Here is a 20,702-nt window from a genome sequence, read left to right on the forward strand (position 1 = left end):
CGATTTTGCGCCGATGATAGTGCTGCAACCAGTGTGAAAGTAGGTTATCGTCAGGCTAGTTATATAGAAAAACCCCGCATAGTGATCTGTGTGGGGTTTTTCGCTTTTCAGCGTCATAATGTTGTCATATCCGCTCAGTAGACTGCGCCTTTTCAATCAGAAGAGGTCCGCAGCATGAAGCTCCCCCAACTCTCCCTGTTGTCCCTGGCCGTCGCCCTCGCGCTGAGCGCTTGCGGCAGCAGCGACGACGCCCCAGCAGTCATCGCGCCGGTAAAGCCGGTCATCAACGGCCTGTTCCTGGATGGCGCGGTTGAAGGCCTGGATTACGTGGCCGGCACCGCCGCCAAGGCGGCTACCGGTTCCAAAGGCGAATTCACCTGCACCACGGGCGACACGGTGAGCTTCAGCATCGGCGGCATTGCGCTGGGCAGCGCGGCCTGCGCGGCCACCATCACGCCGCTGCAGCTGGCCGGCGCCACCGATGTCGGCGACGTGAAAGTCGTCAACCGCCTGCTGGCGCTGCAATTGCTGGACGAGGATAGCGATCCGCAGAACGGCATCAAGATCACTGCCGACGTGAAAACCGCGCTGGCGGCCAAGACCGCCGACTTCACCCTGGCCGCCGCAGCCTTCAACACCGCCATGGCCGCCAATCTGACCGCCGCGGGCGCTAAGTACGCCGCGCGCAGCGTGGACGACGACCGCCGCGCCCTGGTGCGCGAGCACTTCGAGGATACGCTGGCGTCGAAAGTGGGCACGCCGGTCAACCAGAACTTCACGCAGGGCGACGTGAGCGTGACCGTCACCCGCTACCAGATGCAGGCCGATACCAAGTACTACATTCCCTACGAAGGCAGCAACGCCAAGGTGAAAGAGGACTTCCCGCTTGGCTTCCTGCCGTCCTTCGGTTCTTCGCTGGCCTTCAAGGGCGCCAATGCCAACGGCGACCTGGAGTTCTACGGCCTGACCGATCGCGGCCCGAACGGCGATGGCCCCAACGTGCCTGCGCTGACCGGCAGCGGCGTGATGGGCGCGAAGATCTTCCCGTCGCCGAGTTTCACGCCATCGATCGGCATCATCACCGTCGGCAAAGCCGGCGCGGTGCTGACCTCCGTGCAGCCGATCAAGGCCAGCGCCACCGTCAACATGAGCGGCCTGCCGCTGCCGGCGGGCACCCTGGGCAATTCGGCGGAAGTGCCTGTGATGGATGCGATGAAGTTCGACGCCAACAGCAAGGCCGCGTTCAACGCCAATGGCCTGGACAGCGAAGCCATCGTGCTGGACAAGAAGCGCAACGTGCTGTGGGTGGCCGACGAATACGGTCCATTCGTTGTGAAGATTGATCCCGCCACCGGCATCGTGCAGAGCAAATACGCTGCGGGCAGCGGCCTGCCTGCCATCTTCGCCAAGCGCCGCGCCAATCGCGGCATCGAAGGCATGGCGCTGGACACGACTACCGACAAGCTGCACACCTTCCTGCAAAGCCCGCTGACCGACGGCAATGCGCAATACTCGGTGACCGGCAAGAGCGAGCAGATCGAGCGCTTTGCACGCTTTACGCGCTGGGTGGAATTCGATCCTGTGAGCGGCACCACGTCGAAGATGTACGCCTACCCGCTGAACGGCGCCGACTACCAGGACGGCCGCACCGGCAACGCCAAGCTGGGCGACGTGGTCGCACTGGGCAACGGCAAATTCATCGTGATCGAACAGGGCGCGGCGCCTAGCGGCAAGGTGTTCAACAAGCTGATGCTGGTGGAGATCGCCAACGCCACCGATATCAGCGCAGCGGCATTCAACGCCGCCAGCTCCGACCTGGAGAAAAGCTCGATGGGCGGCGTGGCCGTGAACGGCGCGGACTGGTCGAAAGTGGTGGCGCTGAAGAAGACCCTGCTGCTGGACCTGAACGCGATCGGCTGGCTGGCTGAAAAAGCCGAAGGCCTGACCATAGTCGATGGCAACACGCTGGCCCTGGCCAACGACAACGACTTCGGCCTGAAAACCAAGATCTTCACGCCAGCCGGCGTGGCGGTGGCCGATGCCGACGTCACCAAGTGCAATGTGGACGCGAACGGCGCCATCGTCACCAGCACCACCGCTGGCTGCGATGCCGCCAACAGCATCCGCGTGGCGCGCGGTGACGACCGCGAGCGTCCAAGCCGCTTGTGGCTGATCAAGTTCGGCAAGGCGCTGACGGCCTACTAAGCCGCTATTGCATGCGCGCCAGGCCGATCAGGTGCGAGGACAGGAATAACAGCAGGCCGATACATCCGCCCACAATGGTTCCGTTGATGCGGATGTACTGCAAGTCCTTGCCGATATTGAGTTCGATCTGGCGCGACATTTCTTCCGTATCCCACTTCTTCACCGTATCGCTGATATGGCGGGTGAGGAAGTCGGCGAAGTCCGGCGCCATTGCGCGCGCCGCGTCCTCCATGTGCCGGCTGAAGGACGCGCGCAGGTCCGGATTGCGGCCCAGCTCTTCGCCCAGCCATTTGCTCATCGCCGCCACGCGCCGGTGCAGCTCCGATTCTTCCGCCGCCAGGTCCTGCCGCATCCAGCTGCGCAAGCCATCCCAGATTTCGGCCAGGTAGGTGTTCACGGCTTCGCCGTCGCGGATATAGCGCTTGAGCTCCTCCGCGCGCTCATGGAAGGACGGATCATCGCGCAGCCGCGTGATGAACTCCGCGATCATGCGGTCCAGCCTCCGGCGCAGCTTGTGCGAGCGGTCTTCCGCCACTTCCATCAGCAGCGTGTTGAGCGCCTCGGTTACCCAGTCCGCCCCTTTCTCCCCCAGCCAGGCAGTGGGCAGCAGCTTTTCCATGGCGGCGTGTTCGCGCTTGAGCCAATGGATAATGCTGGTGGCGATCAGCTCCTGGTTTTCCGGCGCGCGCAGATGCAGCAGCGCCGCGTCGATCACATCGTCCAGCACTTCCTGGTGGCGGCCGTCGCGGGTGAGCGCATCGAGCACGGTGGCCAGTGAACGCGACAGGTCCAGCTTGCCCAGCATGGCGTGGAAGGCGTCCTTCAGGAAGCGCTGGATGCGCGCGTCCTCCGCCATGTCCAGCATGCCGGCAGCCAGGCGCACCACGTAGGCGCCGAGGATGCGGTCATTGGCCGGCTCGGCCAGCCAGGCGCCCAGCCGGGCGATGGGATCATGCTTGCGGATCAGGCCCACGAGCGAGTCGGAATCGAGAAACTTCTCCTGCACGAAGTGCGCCAGGTTGTCGGCGATGCGGTCCTTGTTGTTGGGGATGATGTTGGTGTGCGCAGATATCAGCGGGATGGGTACGCGGCGGAACAGCGCCACCACGGCGAACCAGTCGGCCAGCGCGCCCACCATGGCCGCCTCCGCAACCGCCTTCACGCAGTCCATTGCGAAGCTGCGCGGCAGGAAGGCTGTCACGATAAAGACCAGGGCAGCTGCGGCCAGGAATAGCAAGGCGGTCCGCTTGGCCTTTTTGAGTTCCAGCTCCTTGTTCATTTTCTTCTCCAGGCTTGAATCAGGCCATCGTATAACAAGAAGCGGTATGGCGGCCTACGATACGCTGTCCCACTCCAGGCCGAAGCGGGCCAGGTATTTGCGCAGGCGGTCCGCGTCGTTCGGCTTGGCCTTGCCGGCACGCGAAACGGCAAAGAGTTTGCGGCCTGCGTCGGACATATTCCTGGACTGGCGGCACACATCCAGCACCGCCTGCAGCTGCGCGCGGTCGAACAGATCCAGCTGTGCCGCCGCCTCCGCGCCGATGGCGTCTTCCAGCGGAATGCCTGTAGCGGCGGGCTGGGACAGTGTGCGCCATTGGCGCTGCAGGCGCGCGATTTCGGCGCCGGCTACCGCCGTGGTAATGCGTCCGGCCTCGGCCAGCGTGGCCATGCGCGTGACGGATGCGGACAGGTCGCGGAAGTTGCCGCTCCAGCGCGCATCGGACGAGGTGGCGAAAGCCATGAACTGTGCGCGCGCTTCCTTGTTGAAGCGCACCGCGTCGCCGTGCTCCTCGCCGAATTGCAGCAGCAGGTAGTCCAGATTGGGCTCGATATCTTCCGGGCGCTCGGCCAGGCCGGGCAGGGCGTAGGTCCACAAGTTGATGCGGGAGTACAGGTCTTCGCGGAAGCGGCCTGCCGCCACCTCCGCCGCCAGATCGCGGTTGGTGCCGGCGATAAGCTGGAAGTCGCTTTCCACTTCGTGGTCGCCACCCATGGGCAGGAAACGCTTTTCTTCCACGGCCTTGAGCAGCATGGCTTGCTCGTCCAGTCCCAGTTCGCCTATCTCGTCGAGAAACAGCAAGCCTTTGTTCGCGGTGCGCAGCAGGCCGGGGCGGTCGGACGCGGCGCCGGTGAATGCGCCCTTGATGTGGCCGAACAGCGTGGAGCCCGCGCCGTCGCCGTGCAGCGTGGCGCAGTTGATTTCAACAAAGCCGCCGCGCAGCTGGTGGCGCGCTTTTTTCAGTTCGAACACGCGCCGGGCCAGGAAGGATTTGCCTGCGCCGGTAGGCCCCATCAGCAGCATGGGCGCGCGTGAGCGCACGGCGACGTGTTCGATCTCGTCTATCATCAGATTGAATTGCGGATTGCGCGTGGCGATGCCGGACTTGAGGAAGGCCACGCCCTCCTGCTGCGCCGCCGCGAAGCGCTGCGCGATCTGGTCGTAGCGCGACAGGTCCAGGTCGATCAGGGTGTAGTCGCCCGGTGAACCTGCAGCGTGGCGGCGCGGCGGCGAAGTTTGCAGCAGGCAGCCGGGGAAGTAGCGCGCCTCCGTCATCAGGAACATGCAGATCTGGACCACGTGCGTGCCGGTGGTTATGTGTATCCAGTATTCCTCGTTGTCGGGATCGAAGGGGTAGCTGCGCGCGAAGTCGAACAGGCTGCTGTACACGTCTCCGAAATCCCATGGATCGCGTATCGCCAGCTTGTGCTGAACCACCGTGGTTTCCGGCGAGATCGTGCCGATGTCCTCCCGCACCTGCTCTATCAATGGGCCATAGCTGCCGTTGTACAGCAGTTCGAAGCGGTCGATCACCAGGTCTTCGTGCTGCGCCATGGCGACGGTGGGACGCCACTTTTCCCAGCGTGCGCTGCCTTTTCCACTGTCGAGCTGTGTGCCGACAAAGCCGAGGATGACTGTTTTCTTCTTCATTTCTGGATAAATGTTTATCTATCTGGATAATTTATCACAAATGACGGCGGGCGCCATACTTATATATTTCCTTATTTATCAACAGCTTAGGCTGTTTTTCCTTGCTGGCACACGGCTTGCAATATACAGGGTACAAACCCAGAGGAGAGAAAAATGGCGAAGATGGGCGGGAATGCAGGCGGCTGGATGATCAGCGCCGGCGCGGCGGGCAAAGGGGAAAAAGGACCGGGACTCAGCGCCAGGTCGGCGCAGCACCGCACGGCTGTTGGCTGGCGGCTGCATGGCACTGCCGGCCGCGCACTCCCTGCCGCCCAGTCCAGGCAAGTCTGGCACGGCGTGCTGGCCGCTCTTGTCGGCGATGATTAAACCGGATTAAATGGAATGATGATGAAAAACGAAACTTACGAATTGCTGGATAACCAGGGCGGCAGGCCGGTGAAAATGTGGACCGGTGGCGTGCCGGTTGAAGAGCAGGCCAAAGCCCAGCTGGCCAATACGGCGAAGATGCCCTTTATCTACAAGCACATCGCGGTAATGCCCGATGTGCATCTGGGTAAAGGCTCGACCATCGGCAGCGTGATCCCGACGCTGGGCGCGATTATTCCGGCGGCCGTGGGTGTGGACATCGGCTGCGGCATGATGGCGGCCAAGACCACGCTCAATGCACGCGACCTGCCGGACAACCTCGGCCCGCTGCGCAGCGCCATCGAAAAAGCCATCCCTCATGGCATGACGCCGAAGACGCGCGGCTACAAGGGCCGCGATGAAGGCAGCTGGCAGAATCCGCCGTCGGCAGTGGACGCGGCGTGGACTCAGCTGAAGGACGAATTCGACGTGATCTGCCAGAAGACGCCCAAGCTGAAGAACACCAATAACTACCGCCACCTCGGCACGCTGGGCTCGGGCAACCACTTTGTGGAAGTCTGCCTGGATGAGCAGGGCGCGGTGTGGTTCATGCTGCACTCGGGGTCGCGTGGCGTGGGCAACGCCATTGGCAGCCACTTCATCGAGGTGGCCCAGCAGGACATGCGCGCGCACATCGCCAACTTGCCGGACAAGGACCTGGCCTATCTGAACGAGGGAACGCAGCACTACGACGACTACGTGGAAGCCGTGGGCTGGGCGCAGAAGTTCGCCCGCATGAACCGTGAAGTGATGATGCAAAACCTGATCGCAGCGGTGCGCAAGGTCATCGCCAAGCCCTTCGAGACGCACGTCGAGGCGGTGAATTGCCACCACAACTACGTGCAGAAGGAGCGTCACTTCGGCCAGGAGGTACTGGTTACCCGCAAGGGGGCGGTGTCGGCGCGCGAGGGGGAACTGGGGATTATTCCGGGTTCGATGGGGGCCAAGAGCTTCATCGTGCGCGGCAAGGGAAATGCGGAGAGCTTCAACAGCTGCAGCCACGGTGCGGGCCGTACCATGAGCCGCAACGAGGCCAAGCGCCGCTACACACTGGCGGACCAGGTGCGCGCGACGGAAGGCGTGGAGTGCCGCAAGGACGCCAACGTGATCGACGAGATTCCGATGGCGTACAAGGACATCGACGCCGTCATGCATGCCCAGCGCGACCTGGTGGAAGTGGTGCACACGCTGAAGCAGGTCGTCTGCGTGAAAGGATGATGATGGCAACGGACATGCTGGAACTGGACGGTGCGCAGGGCGAGGGTGGCGGGCAGGTGCTGCGCACCGCCCTGACGTTGGCCATGATCACAGGGCGCCCTTTCCGCATCGTGAACATCCGCGCCAACCGCCCGAAGCCGGGCCTGATGCGGCAGCACCTGGTTGCCGTCCAGGCCGCGGCGCAAGTGTGCGGCGCGGACGTATCGTCTGCCGCAGTGGGCGCGCGTGAACTGGAATTTTGGCCGGGCAGGATACGAGGCGGCAGCTACAGCTTCGCGATCGGCACCGCAGGCAGCTGCACGCTGGTGCTGCAGACGCTGCTGCCGGCATTGCTGTTTGCCGACGCGCCGTCCACGGTGACGGTCTGCGGCGGCACCCACAATCCCATGGCGCCGCCGGCGCACTTCCTGGAGCGCAGCTATGGCCGGTCAATGGCGGCCATGGGAGCGGACATGTCGATAGAGCTACGGCGCCACGGCTTTTACCCGGCCGGCGGCGGTGAAATCGTCGCGGCGGTGCAGCCATGCGGGCAACTGAAGCGCATCGAGCTGATGTCGCCGGGCGCGAGACTGCACTCCTATGCGGAGAGCCTGATCGCCGGTGTGCCGGAGCGCGTGGCGCGGCGCGAACTGGAGTGCGTGGCCACAGGCCTGGGCTGGTCCGAGTCCCAGCTGCACCAGCGCAAGCTGCCGGACGAGCAGGGGCCGGGCAATGTGCTGCTCATTACGCTGGACTCCGAGCACGTTACCGAGGTAATAGCCGGCTTTGGCGAAAAGTCGGTGACGGCGGAAAACGTCGCCCGGCATGCGGTAGGCGAAGTGCGCCGCTACATCGCATCCGGCGCAGCGGTGGGGGAGCATCTGGCTGACCAGTTGCTGATACCAATGGCGCTGGCGGGAGGCGGCAAATTCACGGTGGCCCGCGTGTCGCAGCACGCATTGACCAATGCCGCCGTGATCGCCCGCTTTCTGCCGGTGGACATCCAGTTCGAGGCCGGTGACAGGCACAGTACTTGTTGCGTCACGGCGCGCTGAAAGGACAAGTGTTGCACAATATGTGACACCTGCTCCAAACTGGTACACCGCGCCATGGCCTGATGCGCCTAAGCCGCGTGGCACGCCAATTGCTCCTTGTGAATCAGCAGCTATTCACAACTACAGGAGACAACACCATGAAACGCGCACTCACTCTTTGCCTCGCGGCGGCGGCCCTCATTACTTCCTTCGGCGCGCAGGCGCATGGCGCCGTCACGCCGCAGGCGGTCGACACCACCGGCCTTGCCGCCCTGGGCGACAAATGGCGCGATGAAAATCCCTACAAGGGCAACAAGCTGGCGCTGAAGATAGGCAGTTCCGCCTACAACCAGAATTGTGCCCGCTGCCACGGCCTGGAGGCGGTATCGGGCGGCATCGCGCCCGACCTGCGCCTGCTGGACCGCGACTGCGCCAGCGCCAAGAACCCGGCCAAGAAGGCCGCCTGCTTAAAAGAAGTGGACGCCTACTTCCTCAGCTCCATCCGCGCCGGCAAGGTGCGTAACGGCGCGGTCTACATGCCGCCGTTCGAAGGCATCTTCAACCAGGAAGCCATGTGGGCCATCAAGACCTACCTGGAAAACCGCCGCGAAACCAACTGATACCGGAGCACGCCATGTCCCATTTTTACCGCAATGCCGCTGCGGTGCTGGCGCTCGCCTCCGCCGTGCTGCCGGCTCACGCCGACTGGAACCGCCTGCAGCAGTCCGGCGCGCTGAAGGTGGCGGTGTATAACGAGTTCGCGCCGTTCTCCGATCACGGCAGCGGCATCGACATCGACCTGGCGGACGCGCTGGCCAAGAAGCTCAAGCTCAGGCTCACGCTGCTGCCGTTCCCGGCGGGCGAGAACCTGGGGGACGACTTGCGCAACATGGTGTGGAAGGGCCATTACCTCGGCTACGGTCCGGCCGACGTGCTGCTGCACGTGCCGGTCGATCCGCAGCTGATGGCGGAGAACGGCAAGGTGCAGATCTTCGCGCCTTACCACGTGGAGGCGGTGCGCCTGGTGCGCAGCGCCCAGGCCGTGCCGGTGTTCGACGGCATCGATGCGCTGGCGGGCAAGCGCATCGGCGTGGAAAAGGTATCGATTGCCGCCATGGTGCTGCTGGGTGAGGGCAACGGCCGCTTTCGGGAAAATGTGCGCATCTTCCCGAGCGCCGCTGCCGCGCTGGAGGAGCTGAAGGAGGGGCGGCTGGACGCGGTGCTGGCCAACCGCTCGGAGATTGAAGCGGTGTTCCGCGACGACCCGGCATTCCCCTTGGCGCAGGCGGATTTCCAGCGCCTGCCGCGCAAGGGCTGGGCGGTGGGCATGGCCGTGCGCAAGGACGAACAGGATGTGGCGCGGCTGCTGCAGGCGGCTGTGAACGAGATGCGCGAGAGCGGCGAGCTGCAGGCCATCTTCGCGCGGCACGGCGTGCGCATGGTGCAGCCATGACGCAGCGCACGGCCATTGCGCTGGCGGTCATGCTGCTGGCGCACGGCGCCGGCATGGCGGCCTCGCCGATGGCGAGCGTGGAGATCGTCGGCATCGCGCCCTTGCCGGGACTGGGCGTGGAGCGCAAGACGCTGCCTTACGCGGTGCAGACGGCGTCCGATGCGGCGCTGTCGCGCGCCGGCGGCGACAATCTGAGCGAATTCCTCGCGCGCAGTTTCGCCGGCGTCAACCTGAACGATATCTCCGGCAGTCCCTTCCAGAACGACCTTACCTACCGTGGCTTCCGGGCTTCGCCCGTGCTGGGAACCGGCCAGGGCATCTCCGTCTATCTGGACGGGGTGCGTGTGAACGAACCCTTTGGCGACGTGGTCAACTGGGACATGCTGCCCGAGGCGGCGATAGGCAGCGTGCTGCTGGCGCCGGGCTCCAATCCCTTGTACGGCCTGAACACGCTGGGCGGCGCGCTGGCGCTGAACACGCGTTCCGGCGCCAGCGATCCGGGTTTGCAGGCGGCCGTCAGCAGCGCCAGCCACCAGCGGCGCCGGGCCGATCTGGCCTATGGCGCGGCGCAGGACGGCTGGCATATCTTCACCGCCGGCACGCTGTTCGACGACGGCGGCTGGCGTGCGCATTCGGACGGCCGGCTAGGCAATCTGTTCCTCAAGCTGGGCCGCACGCAGGCGGACAGCGAATGGCAGCTTACCCTGCTGGGCGGCGCGAGCCGCCTGGTGGGCAACGGCCTGCTGCCCGACGCCATGTACGAGGAGGACCGCCGCGCGGTCTACACCTGGCCGGACGAGACCCGCAACCGCTTGCGCCAGGCGCAATGGAGCTACACGCGCCGCCTGGCGGCGGATACGCAATTGACCGTGGCCGCGTATGTGCGCAACAGCCGCCGCGACACGGTGAACGGCGATGTCAGCGACGGCTTCGAGGACGCGGACCAGCATGCCGCGTCGCTCAACACCACCAGCACCCGCCAGCGCAGCCGGGGTTTCAGCGCGCAGTGGTCGGGCCACGCTGCGGGGGCGCATCTGATGGCGGGCCTGAACTACGACAGCAGCACAGTGGGGTTTGCGCAGTATGAGCAGGCGGCTGGTTTCGATGCCGCGCGCGGCGTGTTCGCGGATAGCGGCGAAGAGCGCGAGCTGGACGCTGCCGTCGATGGCCGGGCGCGCGGCGGCAGCGTCTACTTTACCGGCACCTGGACCGTCGCGCCGGCAACCTGGCTCACCGCGTCCGCCCGCTATGCCAGCGCGCGCGTGGCCAACACCATCAGCAGTGAGGGCGTGCCCCAGCCGCGCGAGGAGTTCAGCTACCGCAAGCTGAACCCCGCGCTGGGGCTGTCCCACGAGGCGGCGCCGGGATGGACGGTGTTCGCCAACACGGCGCAGAGCAACCGCATGCCCACCGTGATTGAACTGGGCTGCGCGGACCCGGCGCAGCCTTGCCGCCTGCCGGTGGGCTTGCAGTCGGATCCTTATCTGAAGCAGGTGGTGTCGCGCACGGTGGAGGCGGGCACGCGCTGGCAGTCCGGCCGCGATACGGTCACCGCCACCATGTACCGCACCATGAACCGGGACGATATCCTGTTCCGCAGCGCAGGCCTGAGCCAGCATGGGTATTTCTCCAATTTTTCGCGCACACGGCATCAGGGGCTGGATCTGAGCGCGGGTTTTGAGCGCGGGCCTTATGCGGTGAGGCTCAGCTATAGCTGGCTGGATGCCGTGTATGGCGCGGACGGGACGCTGTTTACGGGCACGCGCAAGGTGCTGGTTGCGCCGGGCACGCGCATCGCCGGACTGCCGCGCAATACGCTCAAGCTGGCGCTGGACTGGCGGGCCGCCGCTGCGCTGACGCTGGGCGCGGAGCTGCGCGCGGTGTCCAGCCAGGGCGCGCAGGGGAATGAGGACGGCTTGTCCGCCGATCCGCAGGACGGCGAAGCGCCGCAGCGCGCGGACCTGCGCACGCGTGGTTATGCTTTGCTGGGGCTGAACTTGAGCTATAAGCCGCAACCGGGTTGGGAGCTGTTTGTTCGCGTGAACAATGCCGCGAACCGGCGTTATGAGACTTTTGGCTCGGTGGGCATGGATATATTCCCGGGCGGGCAGCTGGCGAGTCCGCATGGAGCCGGCGGGGAGGCATCGCTGGCGCGGTTTGTGGCGCCGGGGGCGCCGCGCTCCGTTTCGGCGGGTGTGCGGTATCGCTTCTGAACTTGGCGTGCAGGATTGGCGGGTTACGCGGCGCTGCCGCTAACCCGCCCTACGCGGTATGCGCCTTCCGGTTTCAGAACTGGTATTGGGCGCTGGCGCCCAGCTGCCAGTTGCGGCCCGGCGCGCCTTCGTAGTAGCGCTTGTTGGTGTCGCCTACGATGACCGATCCCACATAGGCTTTGTCGGCCACGTTGTTCAGGCGGGCGAACTGCTTGAAGCGCCAGCCGCCCATTTCCTGGCGTGCCGTCAGGCGCAGGTTGATGACGGCGTAGCCGGGGGCGGTCTGCTCGGTGTTGCTGTCTTCCGCGTAGACCCTGGCGCTGGCCACGGTTTCGACTGCGGCGCCCAGTGCGCGCGATGGCGATTGCCACGCCAGTTCGCCGTAAGCGTAGGCCTTCGGTACGCCGGGCAGGCGGCTGCCGCGCTGCACATTGCCGAAGGCCTGGTCGTACACGGCGCGCAGCGCGGTCAGCGCCACGCGGGCGCTGAAGCCGTAGCCGAAGCGCGTGTCCGCCGATACTTCCGCGCCTCTGCGCAGCGTTTCGCTGGCGTTGCGGTAGCTGGTGCGGCCGCCGCTGGCGGCGTCGACCACCAGCTCTCCGCTGGTCTTCACCTGGAACACGGCGGCGTCGATACGGCTGTCCGCGCCCAGCAGTGCCTTCACGCCCGCTTCGGTATGCGTGCTGCGCGCCGGCTGCAAGCCGAAGTTGAAGCCGCCGCCGGCGCCGGAGTAGAACAGTTCGTTCAGCGTTGGTGTTTCGAAGCCGCGCGCGGCGCTGGCGTACACGTTCAGCACCGGCGACACTTTGTACAGCAGGCCCGCCACCGGCGTGGTGCGGCTGTAGCGCAGCCCGCCGCTGTCGTTGCCGTTCGAGAGATAGCGGTCGTCCACGTCCACCTTGAAGCGGCTGTGGCGCAGGCCCGCGTTCAGCACCCAGGCGTCTTGCGTCCATTCGGTTTGCAGGTAGGGATCGGTGCTGGCGACGGTGTCCGTTTCGTCGCGCCGGAGCTTGCCCTTGACGCCCAATTCGGTGGCGGTGAAGTTTTCGTAGCCTTTGCGTTCATCCTGCGAGCGGCCGTATTCGATGCCTGCGGTGGTGGTCAGCTTGCCGCCGGCCAGTGCGCGCACGTCCACGAAGCTGATGTCGACGCCGCTGAAGTCGCGGTCGAAATCGACCACGCCGCCCGAGTGGCTGGCCGGCGCCTGGAAGGCGCGCGAGAATGCCTGGTACTGGATGACCTGGCGGTTGCCGCCATAGGCCGTGACGCGCAGCTTGCCGCTGTCTCCGCCCGCAATGCCGCCGAGCTGCTGTTCCCACGCCGCGCCTATCTGCTGGTGGTCTATGCTTTTGCGGGTGTTGTAGCGTTCCGCGAAGGTGCGCTTGACGGCGGCCGTGTCGCTGGCGTCTGTCTCGCCGGCGCGCGGGTCGCGCCGCCAGGTGGTCCAGGTGACGCCCAGCGGGTCCTGCGTATTGTCCTGGCGCAGGGCGCTCGCGGTGATGGTCAGCTTGCCGCCCGCACCCGGCGCCAGCGTGAGCTTGGCGTAGGCCTGGTCGCGCCGCGCGGCGCTGTGGTCGCGGTAGCCGTCCGTGTCGAAGCGCGACGCGTCCAGCACGTAGCCCACATTGCCCGCTTTGCCCTGTGCGTTGACGTCCATTTTGCGGGCGCCGTCGCTGCCGGCGGACAAGCTGGTTTCCAGCGTGGGCGGGCCTGCGCCGTCGCGCGTGAACAGCTGCACCACACCGCCGGCATGGTTGCCGTAGACGGCGGAGAACGGGCCACGCAGCACTTCCAGGCCCTCGGCCATGTCGAGGTTGAAGGTGGCGGCCTGGCCCTGGCCGTCCGGCATGCTGGCCGGGATGCCGTCGGCGATCAGTTTCACGCCGCGCACGCCGAAGGCCGAGCGGGCGCCGAAGCCGCGCGAGGATATCTGCAAATCCTGCGCGTAGTTCTGGCGGTTTTGCGCCACCAGGCCGGGCACGGAGGCCAGCGCTTCGGATACGTTCACGCGCATCTGGCTATCGCGGATGCGCTCGGCGTCCACCACGTCGATGGCGGCCGGGAAGTCCATGCTGCTGTGCTCCACGCGGCTGCCGCTGACGATGACCACCGGCGCTTCGCCGCTGGCCGCTGCCGCTTGCTGCGCGGCGCCCGCCACGAACAGGGCCGCAACGGCGTTTAAATGAAATCGGTGCTGCATGTTGAATCTCCTTGGTTGAGTTCCGCGCCTGCCTGGCGGGGGCCGGCAAGTCTGCTTCAACCCGTAAGCAATATACCTGCCATCGCGCTTGCCGTGCGCGTGGCATGCCGTTTGCATCGTCTGCCGGATGCGCGCGCATGCGGCGCGCGCGATCCTCACTGACCTTAAAGGTATAGCCATGAAAAAATCCTATTGTCCCCGCGCCGCCGGCGCGCTTGCAAGCCTTTCGCTGCTGCTGGCCGCGCAGGGCGCATGGGCGGCGGCGCTGGCCTATGTGCCGAACGAGAAGTCCGGCACGGTGAGCGTGGTCGATACCGCCACCGACACGGTGCTGCGCAGCCTGCCGGCGGGAAAGCGGCCGCGCGGCATTGCCGCCGTTGCGCTGGCGGGCGGCACGCGGCTGTTCGTGACGGACGCCGCCAGCAGCCAGCTGCTGATGCTCGACAGCGCGGGCGGTCCCGCGCCCGCGGCGCTGGCGCTGGGCAAGTCGCCGGAAGGCGTGGGCGTGTCGGCCGACGGCCGCTACGCCGCCGTCGCGGTCGAGGAGAGCAACAGCGTCACGCTGGTCGATGCCCGCAGCGGCGCGCGGCTGGCGGACATACCGGTCCAGGGCCGCAATCCCGAGCACGCGGTGTTCAGCCCGGACGGCCGCTGGCTCTATGTCAGCGCGGAAGAAGCCGAACAGGTGGACGTGATCGACGTGGAGAAACGGCGCCAGACCGGGGCCGTGGCCGTAGGCCTGCGTCCGCGCGGCATCGGCTTTTCGCCGGACGGCAGCCGCGCCTATATCGCCTGCGAGCTGGTGAACACCGTGTACGTGATCGATACCGCCACGCGCGGCACGCTGGCCAGGATACCGGCCGGGCGCAACGCCAACGGCATCGCCGTGCACCCGAACGGCAAGCAGGTCTATGTGTCCAACGGCGCGGACGGCACCGTGATGCTGATCGACACCGCCAGCCTTTCCGTCAGCGCGACCGTGGCCGTGGGCAAGCGGCCCTGGAATATGGCGCTCACGCCGGACGGCGCCAAGCTGTACGTGGCCAACGGACGCTCCAACAGCGTCTCCGTCATCGACACGGCCAGCGCGCGCAAGGTGGCCGACATCGCGGTGGGCGAATTGCCTTGGGGCGTGGCCATCCCCTGAGCGTGACACCTGCCACAGCGGCTGTGCAACACCTGTTCAACTTTGGAGCAGATTGCGGCGGCGGCGGCGCGGTTTTCGCCACGCAGGGGCCTGGCACGGTGTTTGCGAAATAGAAGGTGCAAGTCCAACCAACACTGAAGAAAGAGGATGACATGAATCTCGCCGATATCAACAAACTGGGTGTCGCCAACCCTTTCAAGCAACGCTATGACAACTACATCGGCGGCAAGTTCGTCGCGCCGGTAAAGGGCGAGTACTTCGCCAACCTTACGCCGATCACCGGCCTGCCGTTCTGCGAGATTGCGCGCTCCACTGCGGAAGACGTGGAAATTGCGCTGGATGCGGCGCACGCTGCGAAGGAAGCGTGGGGCAAGACCTCGCAGACCGAGCGCGCCAATATCCTGAACAAGATCGCCGACCGCATGGAGCAGAACCTGCAGCTGATCGCCACGGCGGAAACCATAGACAACGGCAAGCCTATCCGCGAGACCATGGCGGCCGACATTCCGCTGGCGATCGACCACTTCCGCTATTTCGCCGGCTGCATCCGCGCCCAGGAAGGCTCGGTCGCGCAGATCGACGAGAACACATACGCCTACCACTTCCACGAGCCGCTGGGCGTGGTCGGCCAGATCATCCCCTGGAACTTCCCCATCCTGATGGCGGTATGGAAGCTGGCGCCCGCGCTGGCGGCCGGCAACTGCGTGGTGCTGAAACCGGCCGAGCAGACGCCTGCCTCCATCATGGTGCTGGCGGAGCTGATCGGCGACCTGCTGCCGCCGGGCGTGCTCAATATCGTCAACGGCTTCGGCCTGGAGGCGGGCAAGCCGCTGGCCTCGAACAAGCGCATCGCCAAGATCGCCTTCACCGGCGAAACCGGCACCGGCCGCCTCATCATGCAGTACGCCGCGCAGAACCTGATTCCGGTCACGCTGGAACTGGGCGGCAAGTCGCCCAATATCTTCTTTGAAGACGTGATGGCGGCCGACGACGATTATTTCGACAAATGCCTGGAAGGCTTCGCCATGTTCGCGCTGAACCAGGGCGAGGTGTGCACCTGTCCTTCGCGCGTGCTGATACAGGAGTCGATCTACGAGGCCTTCATGGAGCGCGCGCTCAAGCGCGTGGCGGCCATCAAGCAGGGCAACCCGCTGGACTCCTCCACCATGATAGGTGCGCAGGCTTCGCAGGAGCAGCTGGAGAAGATCCTGTCGTATATGGACATCGGCAAGCAGGAGGGCGCCCAGCTGCTGGCCGGCGGCGCGCGCAATGTGCAGGGTGGCGAGCTGGAAGGCGGCTACTACGTCACGCCCACCGTGTTCAAGGGCGAGAACAGCATGCGCATCTTCCAGGAGGAGATCTTCGGGCCGGTGGTGTCGGTCACCACCTTCAAGGACGAGGCGGACGCGCTGCGCATCGCCAATGACACGCTGTACGGCCTGGGCGCCGGCGTGTGGACCCGCGACGGCGCGCGCGCCTTCCGCGTCGGCCGCGGCATCCAGGCCGGCCGCGTGTGGACCAATTGCTACCACCTGTATCCGGCGCACGCGGCCTTCGGCGGCTACAAGCAGTCCGGCATCGGCCGCGAGAACCACAAGATGATGCTGGACCACTACCAGCAGACCAAGAACCTGCTGGTCAGCTACAACCCGAAGGCGCTGGGCTTTTTCTGAGGCGGCCATGAAAACCGCCGTAGCCCGCGTTATTGCGACCGGCCCTGCGCTGGAGATGATTGCAGAACTGCGCCATCGCCACGGGCCGATCATGTTCTTCCAGTCCGGCGGCTGCTGCGACGGCAGCACGCCGATGTGCTACCAGGCCGGGGAGTTCAACCTGAGCGACACCGACGTCTACCTGGGCAATCTGAACGGCGCGCCGTTCTACATCGGCCTGGAGCAGTACGGCTACTGGGAGCACACGCAGCTGATTATCGACGTCGTGCAGGGCAACGGCGGCATGTTCTCGCTGGATAACGGGACCGGGCGCCGCTTCCTGACGCGCTCGCGCCTGTTCACGGACGAGGAGTGCAGGGAACTGGGTTTGTCGTCACTTTAATAAAAATATGGGAAGAGGAGATCATTGTGCAAAAAACTTTAATCGCATCGGTGCTGGCGCTGCTGGCCTCCGGCGGCGCGGGACTGGCGCAGGCGGGCGGCGCGGCCGTCACCACCAGCATGCTGGAAGCGGCGGCGAAAAACACCTCGTCGGTGCTGTCGTTCGGCATGGGCTCGGAAGGCCAGCGCTATTCGCCGCTGGCGCAGATCAACACCGCCAACGTGGGCAAGCTCACGCCGGCCTGGTCGTTTTCCTTCGGCGGCGAGAAGCAGCGCGGCCAGGAGTCGCAGCCGCTGATACACAACGGAAAAATGTTCGTCACCGCCTCGTACTCGCGCATCTTCGCGGTCGACATGAAGACCGGGGCCAAGCTGTGGAAGTATGAGCACCGCCTGCCGGACGGCATCATGCCGTGCTGCGACGTGGTAAACCGGGGCGCCGCCCTGTTCGACAACCTGGTCATCTTCGGCACGCTGGACGCGCAGCTGGTGGCCCTGGACCAGGACACCGGCAAGGTGGTCTGGAAGGAGAAGGTCGACGACTACGCCGCCGGCTATTCGATGACGGCCGCGCCGCTGATCGCCAAGGGCTTGCTGCTGACCGGGGTTTCCGGCGGCGAGTTCGGCATTGTCGGCCGGGTGGAGGCGCGCAATCCGAAGACCGGTGAGCTGGTCTGGTCGCGGCCCACGGTGGAAGGCCATATGGGCCATAAGTACGACAAGGACGGCAACGCCAGCGACAACGGCCTGACCGGCACGCCGAACAAGAGCTGGCCGGGCGAGCTGTGGAAGACCGGCGGCGCCTCCACCTGGATGGGCGGCACCTACGACCCGTCCACCGGGCTGGCCTATTTCGGTACCGGCAACCCGGCGCCCTGGAACAGCCATCTGCGCCCCGGCGACAATCTGTACTCATCATCCACGGTGGCGCTGGACGTGGCCACCGGCCAGATCAAATGGGCCTACCAGAACACGCCGAACGACGCCTGGGACTTTGACGGCGCCAACGAGTTCGTCACCTTCGACATGGACGGCAAGCGCTATGGCGGCAAGGCCGACCGCAACGGCTTCTTCTACGTGAACGACGCGGCCACCGGCAAGCTGAAGAACGCCTTCCCCTACGTGAAGAAGATCACCTGGGCCAGCGGCATCGACCTGGAAACCGGGCGTCCGAAATTCATCACCGAAGGCCGTCCCGGCGATCCGACCAAGGGCGAGGAGGGCAAGAAGGGCAAGACCGTGTTCGCGGCCCCGGCCTTCCTGGGCGCGAAGAACCAGATGCCGATGGCGTACAGCCCGCAGACCAAGCTGTTCTACGTTCCCGCCAACGAGTGGGGCATGGACATCTGGAATGAGCCTATCAGCTACAAGAAGGGCGGCGCCTATCTGGGTGCGGGTTTCACCATCCGGCCGCTGTTCGACGACTACATCGGCGCGCTGCGCGCGGTGGACCCCAAGACCGGCAAGATCGCCTGGGAAGTGAAGAATACGGCGCCGCTGTGGGGCGGGGTGATGACCACCGCCGGCGGCCTGGTGTTCTACGGCACGCCGGAAGGCTACCTGAAGGCGCTGGACGCGAAGACCGGCAAGGAGCTGTGGAAGTTCCAGACCGGTTCCGGCGTGGTGGCGCCGCCGGTCACCTGGCAGGACGGCGGCGTGCAGTACGTGGCCGTGGTGTCCGGCTGGGGCGGCGCGGTGCCGCTGTGGGGCGGCGAAGTGGCCAAGAAGGTCAACTTCCTGGAGCAGGGCGGCTCGGTCTGGGTGTTCAAGCTGATGAAGTAATCACGGCAGTTTTCCTGTTGTTTTGCTGACGGCTGCGGCCGTCAGTTTTTTTAAGAGGGTCAAGATCATGCAATCAACGTATTTGCCGCCGAGCGCTTTCTCCGCCAGGGCGGCCATTCCCGACATGGATGCCTACCACGCCTTGTGCGCGCACGCGGAACGCGACTACGAGGGCTATTGGGCCATGCAGGCGCGCGCCAACCTGGAATGGCAAGTGCCGTTCACGCGCGTACTGGACGAGAGCGAAGCGCCGTTCTACCGCTGGTTCGGCGACGGCCGCCTGAACGTGTCCTACAACTGCCTGGACCGCCATATCGAGCGCGGCCTGGGCGGCAAGACCGCCATTATTTTCGAGGCGGACGACGGCGCCTTCTCGCACGTGACCTACAGCGGCCTGCACGCGCGCGTGTGCCGCATCGCCAACGGCCTGCGCGCGCGCGGCGTGGGCAAGGGCGACCGGGTGGTGATCTATATGGCGATGTCGGTCGAGGGCGTGGCCGCCATGCTGGCGTGCGCGCGCATCGGCGCCACGCATTCGGTGGTGTTCGGCGGCTTCTCGGCCAAGGCGCTGCAGGAGCGCATTGCCGACGCCGGCGCCTGCGCCGTCATCACGCAGGACGAGCAGCTGCGCGGCGGCAAGCGGCTGCCGCTCAAATCCATCGTGGACGAGGCGCTGGCGCTGGGCGGCTGCGGCAGCGTCAAGCACGTGGTGGTGTACCAGCGCACCGGCGGCGGCGTCACGCACATCTCCGACCGCGACATCTGGCTGCATGACCTGATGGCGGACCAGCCGGAGCAGTGCGAGCCGGAGTGGGTGGGGGCGGAGCATCCGCTGTTCATCCTGTACACCTCCGGCTCCACCGGCACCCCGAAGGGCGTGCAGCACGCGTCCGGCGGCTACCTGCTGTGGGCCGCGCTGACCATGAAGTGGACCTTCGACATCAAGCCGGACGATGTGTACTGGTGCACCGCCGATATCGGCTGGGTCACGGGCCACAGCTATATCGCCTACGGCCCGACGGCGGTGGGCGCAACCCAGGTCATCTTCGAAGGCGTGCCCACTTATCCGGATGCGGGCCGCTTCTGGCAAACCATAGAACGCCACGGCGTGAGCATTTTCTACACCGCGCCCACCGCCATCCGCTCGCTGATCAAGGCCTCGGACATGGACCCGGCGGTGCATCCGAAGAACTATGACTTGTCCACCTTGCGCCTGCTCGGTTCAGTCGGGGAGCCCATCAATCCCGAGGCGTGGCTCTGGTATCACCGCCATGTGGGCGGGGAGCGCTGCCCGGTGGTGGACACGTTCTGGCAGACCGAGACGGGCGGCCACATGATCACGCCGCTGCCGGGCGCGACGCCCCTGGTGCCGGGCTCCTGCACGCTGCCGCTACCCGGCATCATGGCCGCCGTGGTGGACGAGGCGGGGCAGGACGTGCCGGACGGGCAGGGCGGCATCCTGGTGGTCAAGCGCCCGTGGCCGTCGATGATACGCACCATCTGGAACAATCCGCAGCGCTACCAGGCCAGCTATTTTCCGGAGGAGCTGGGCGGCGCGCTCTACCTGGCCGGCGACGGCGCCATACGCGACAAGGACACCGGCTACTTCACCATCACCGGCCGCATCGACGATGTGCTCAATGTCTCCGGCCACCGCATGGGAACGATGGAGATTGAATCGGCGCTGGTGGCGCATCCGCTGGTGGCCGAGGCGGCGGTGGTCGGCAAGCCTGACGACACCACCGGCGAATCGATCTGCGCTTTCGTGGTCTTGAAAAAGGCCAGGCCCGGCGGCGCGGACGCCAAGGCGCTGGCGCAGGAGCTGCGCAACTGGGTGGCGAAGGAAATCGGCCCGATCGCCAAGCCCAGGGAGGTGCGCTTCGGCGACAACCTGCCGAAGACGCGCTCGGGAAAAATCATGCGGCGCCTGCTGCGCGTGCTGGCGCAGGGCGGGACCGTGACGCAGGACGTGTCCACGCTGGAGAACCCCGCCATCCTTGAGCAGCTGGCCAAGGCGTTGTAGAAAATAGGGACACCTGCGGCGCGCTTCTGGTCCGAATTGGCACAGCAAGCGCGGCGCGCC

Annotated in this window: 15 protein-coding genes; 12 read left to right on the forward strand and 3 right to left on the reverse strand. The window is 65.7% G+C overall.

The genetic code is table 11. From position 1 onward, the window contains the following. Positions 1 to 174 precede the first annotated feature (174 nt). The gene (locus tag AC07S4_RS29885) at positions 175 to 2,205 is read left to right on the forward strand and encodes an esterase-like activity of phytase family protein (protein ID WP_494990047.1); all 2,031 of its coding nucleotides are present in this window, start codon (positions 175 to 177) and stop codon (positions 2,203 to 2,205) included. A gap of 4 nt (positions 2,206 to 2,209) precedes the next feature. On the opposite strand, the gene AC07S4_RS29890 is transcribed toward AC07S4_RS29885, so the two are convergent. Next, positions 2,210 to 3,484 carry a DUF445 domain-containing protein gene (locus AC07S4_RS29890; RefSeq protein WP_494990048.1) on the reverse strand — a complete coding sequence of 425 codons (1,275 nt, stop codon included), beginning with the start codon at positions 3,482 to 3,484 and terminating at the stop codon, positions 2,210 to 2,212. A gap of 54 nt (positions 3,485 to 3,538) precedes the next feature. Then, the gene (gene rtcR / locus AC07S4_RS29895) at positions 3,539 to 5,134 is read right to left on the reverse strand and encodes an RNA repair transcriptional activator RtcR (RefSeq protein ID WP_494990049.1); all 1,596 of its coding nucleotides are present in this window, start codon (positions 5,132 to 5,134) and stop codon (positions 3,539 to 3,541) included. A gap of 153 nt (positions 5,135 to 5,287) precedes the next feature. On the opposite strand from rtcR, the gene AC07S4_RS29900 reads away from it, so the two are divergent. The 6 genes from AC07S4_RS29900 (at position 5,288) to AC07S4_RS29925 (ending at position 11,436) form a co-directional block, all read left to right on the forward strand. Then, positions 5,288 to 5,500, forward strand: coding sequence for a hypothetical protein (locus tag AC07S4_RS29900; protein ID WP_494990050.1), 213 nt, complete (start codon positions 5,288 to 5,290; stop codon positions 5,498 to 5,500). 21 nt (positions 5,501 to 5,521) lie between these two features. Then, positions 5,522 to 6,757, forward strand: coding sequence for an RtcB family protein (locus AC07S4_RS29905; RefSeq protein WP_494990051.1), 1,236 nt, complete (start codon positions 5,522 to 5,524; stop codon positions 6,755 to 6,757). 14 nt (positions 6,758 to 6,771) lie between these two features. Continuing rightward, on the forward strand, positions 6,772 to 7,791 hold the full coding sequence (gene rtcA, locus AC07S4_RS29910) for an RNA 3'-terminal phosphate cyclase (RefSeq protein ID WP_494990052.1): 1,020 nt from the start codon (positions 6,772 to 6,774) through the stop codon (positions 7,789 to 7,791). 137 nt (positions 7,792 to 7,928) lie between these two features. Further along, on the forward strand, positions 7,929 to 8,390 hold the full coding sequence (gene pedF / locus AC07S4_RS29915) for a cytochrome c-550 PedF (RefSeq protein ID WP_494990053.1): 462 nt from the start codon (positions 7,929 to 7,931) through the stop codon (positions 8,388 to 8,390). A 14-nt stretch (positions 8,391 to 8,404) separates the two neighbouring features. Next, on the forward strand, positions 8,405 to 9,223 hold the full coding sequence (locus AC07S4_RS29920; protein ID WP_494990054.1) for a substrate-binding periplasmic protein: 819 nt from the start codon (positions 8,405 to 8,407) through the stop codon (positions 9,221 to 9,223). Further along, a complete protein-coding gene (locus tag AC07S4_RS29925; RefSeq protein WP_494990055.1) occupies positions 9,220 to 11,436 on the forward strand; it encodes a TonB-dependent receptor in 2,217 nt (738 codons plus the stop codon). Before AC07S4_RS29920 ends, AC07S4_RS29925 begins: the two co-directional genes overlap by 4 nt. Before the next feature lie 73 nt (positions 11,437 to 11,509). Here AC07S4_RS29925 and AC07S4_RS29930 read toward each other — a convergent pair whose 3' ends face one another. Next, the gene (locus AC07S4_RS29930) at positions 11,510 to 13,636 is read right to left on the reverse strand and encodes a TonB-dependent receptor family protein (RefSeq protein WP_494990056.1); all 2,127 of its coding nucleotides are present in this window, start codon (positions 13,634 to 13,636) and stop codon (positions 11,510 to 11,512) included. A gap of 178 nt (positions 13,637 to 13,814) precedes the next feature. Here AC07S4_RS29930 and AC07S4_RS29935 point away from each other — a divergent pair, with 178 nt between their 5' ends. The 5 genes from AC07S4_RS29935 to acs all read left to right on the forward strand — a co-directional run bounded on the left by AC07S4_RS29935 (position 13,815) and on the right by acs (position 20,642). Next, positions 13,815 to 14,783, forward strand: a complete 969-nt coding sequence (locus tag AC07S4_RS29935; RefSeq protein ID WP_494990057.1) for a beta-propeller fold lactonase family protein — start codon at positions 13,815 to 13,817, stop codon at positions 14,781 to 14,783. Positions 14,784 to 14,935: 152 nt separating this feature from the next. After that, positions 14,936 to 16,456 carry an aldehyde dehydrogenase gene (gene adh, locus AC07S4_RS29940; protein ID WP_494990058.1) on the forward strand — a complete coding sequence of 507 codons (1,521 nt, stop codon included), beginning with the start codon at positions 14,936 to 14,938 and terminating at the stop codon, positions 16,454 to 16,456. Between the two features lie 7 nt (positions 16,457 to 16,463). Further along, positions 16,464 to 16,838: a DUF779 domain-containing protein gene (locus tag AC07S4_RS29945; RefSeq protein ID WP_161075435.1), complete on the forward strand. Its 375-nt coding sequence runs from the start codon at positions 16,464 to 16,466 to the stop codon at positions 16,836 to 16,838. A 62-nt stretch (positions 16,839 to 16,900) separates the two neighbouring features. Beyond that, entirely contained in the window at positions 16,901 to 18,619 is a 1,719-nt protein-coding gene (locus AC07S4_RS29950) for a PQQ-dependent methanol/ethanol family dehydrogenase (RefSeq protein ID WP_494990064.1), read from the forward strand. Between the two features lie 67 nt (positions 18,620 to 18,686). Beyond that, positions 18,687 to 20,642 (forward strand): acetate--CoA ligase, encoded by a 1,956-nt coding sequence (acs, locus tag AC07S4_RS29955; RefSeq protein WP_494990059.1) that lies wholly within the window; start codon positions 18,687 to 18,689, stop codon positions 20,640 to 20,642. Positions 20,643 to 20,702 lie beyond the last annotated feature (60 nt).

It is taken from the genome of Pseudoduganella sp. GW821-FHT05F09, from assembly GCF_059419605.1.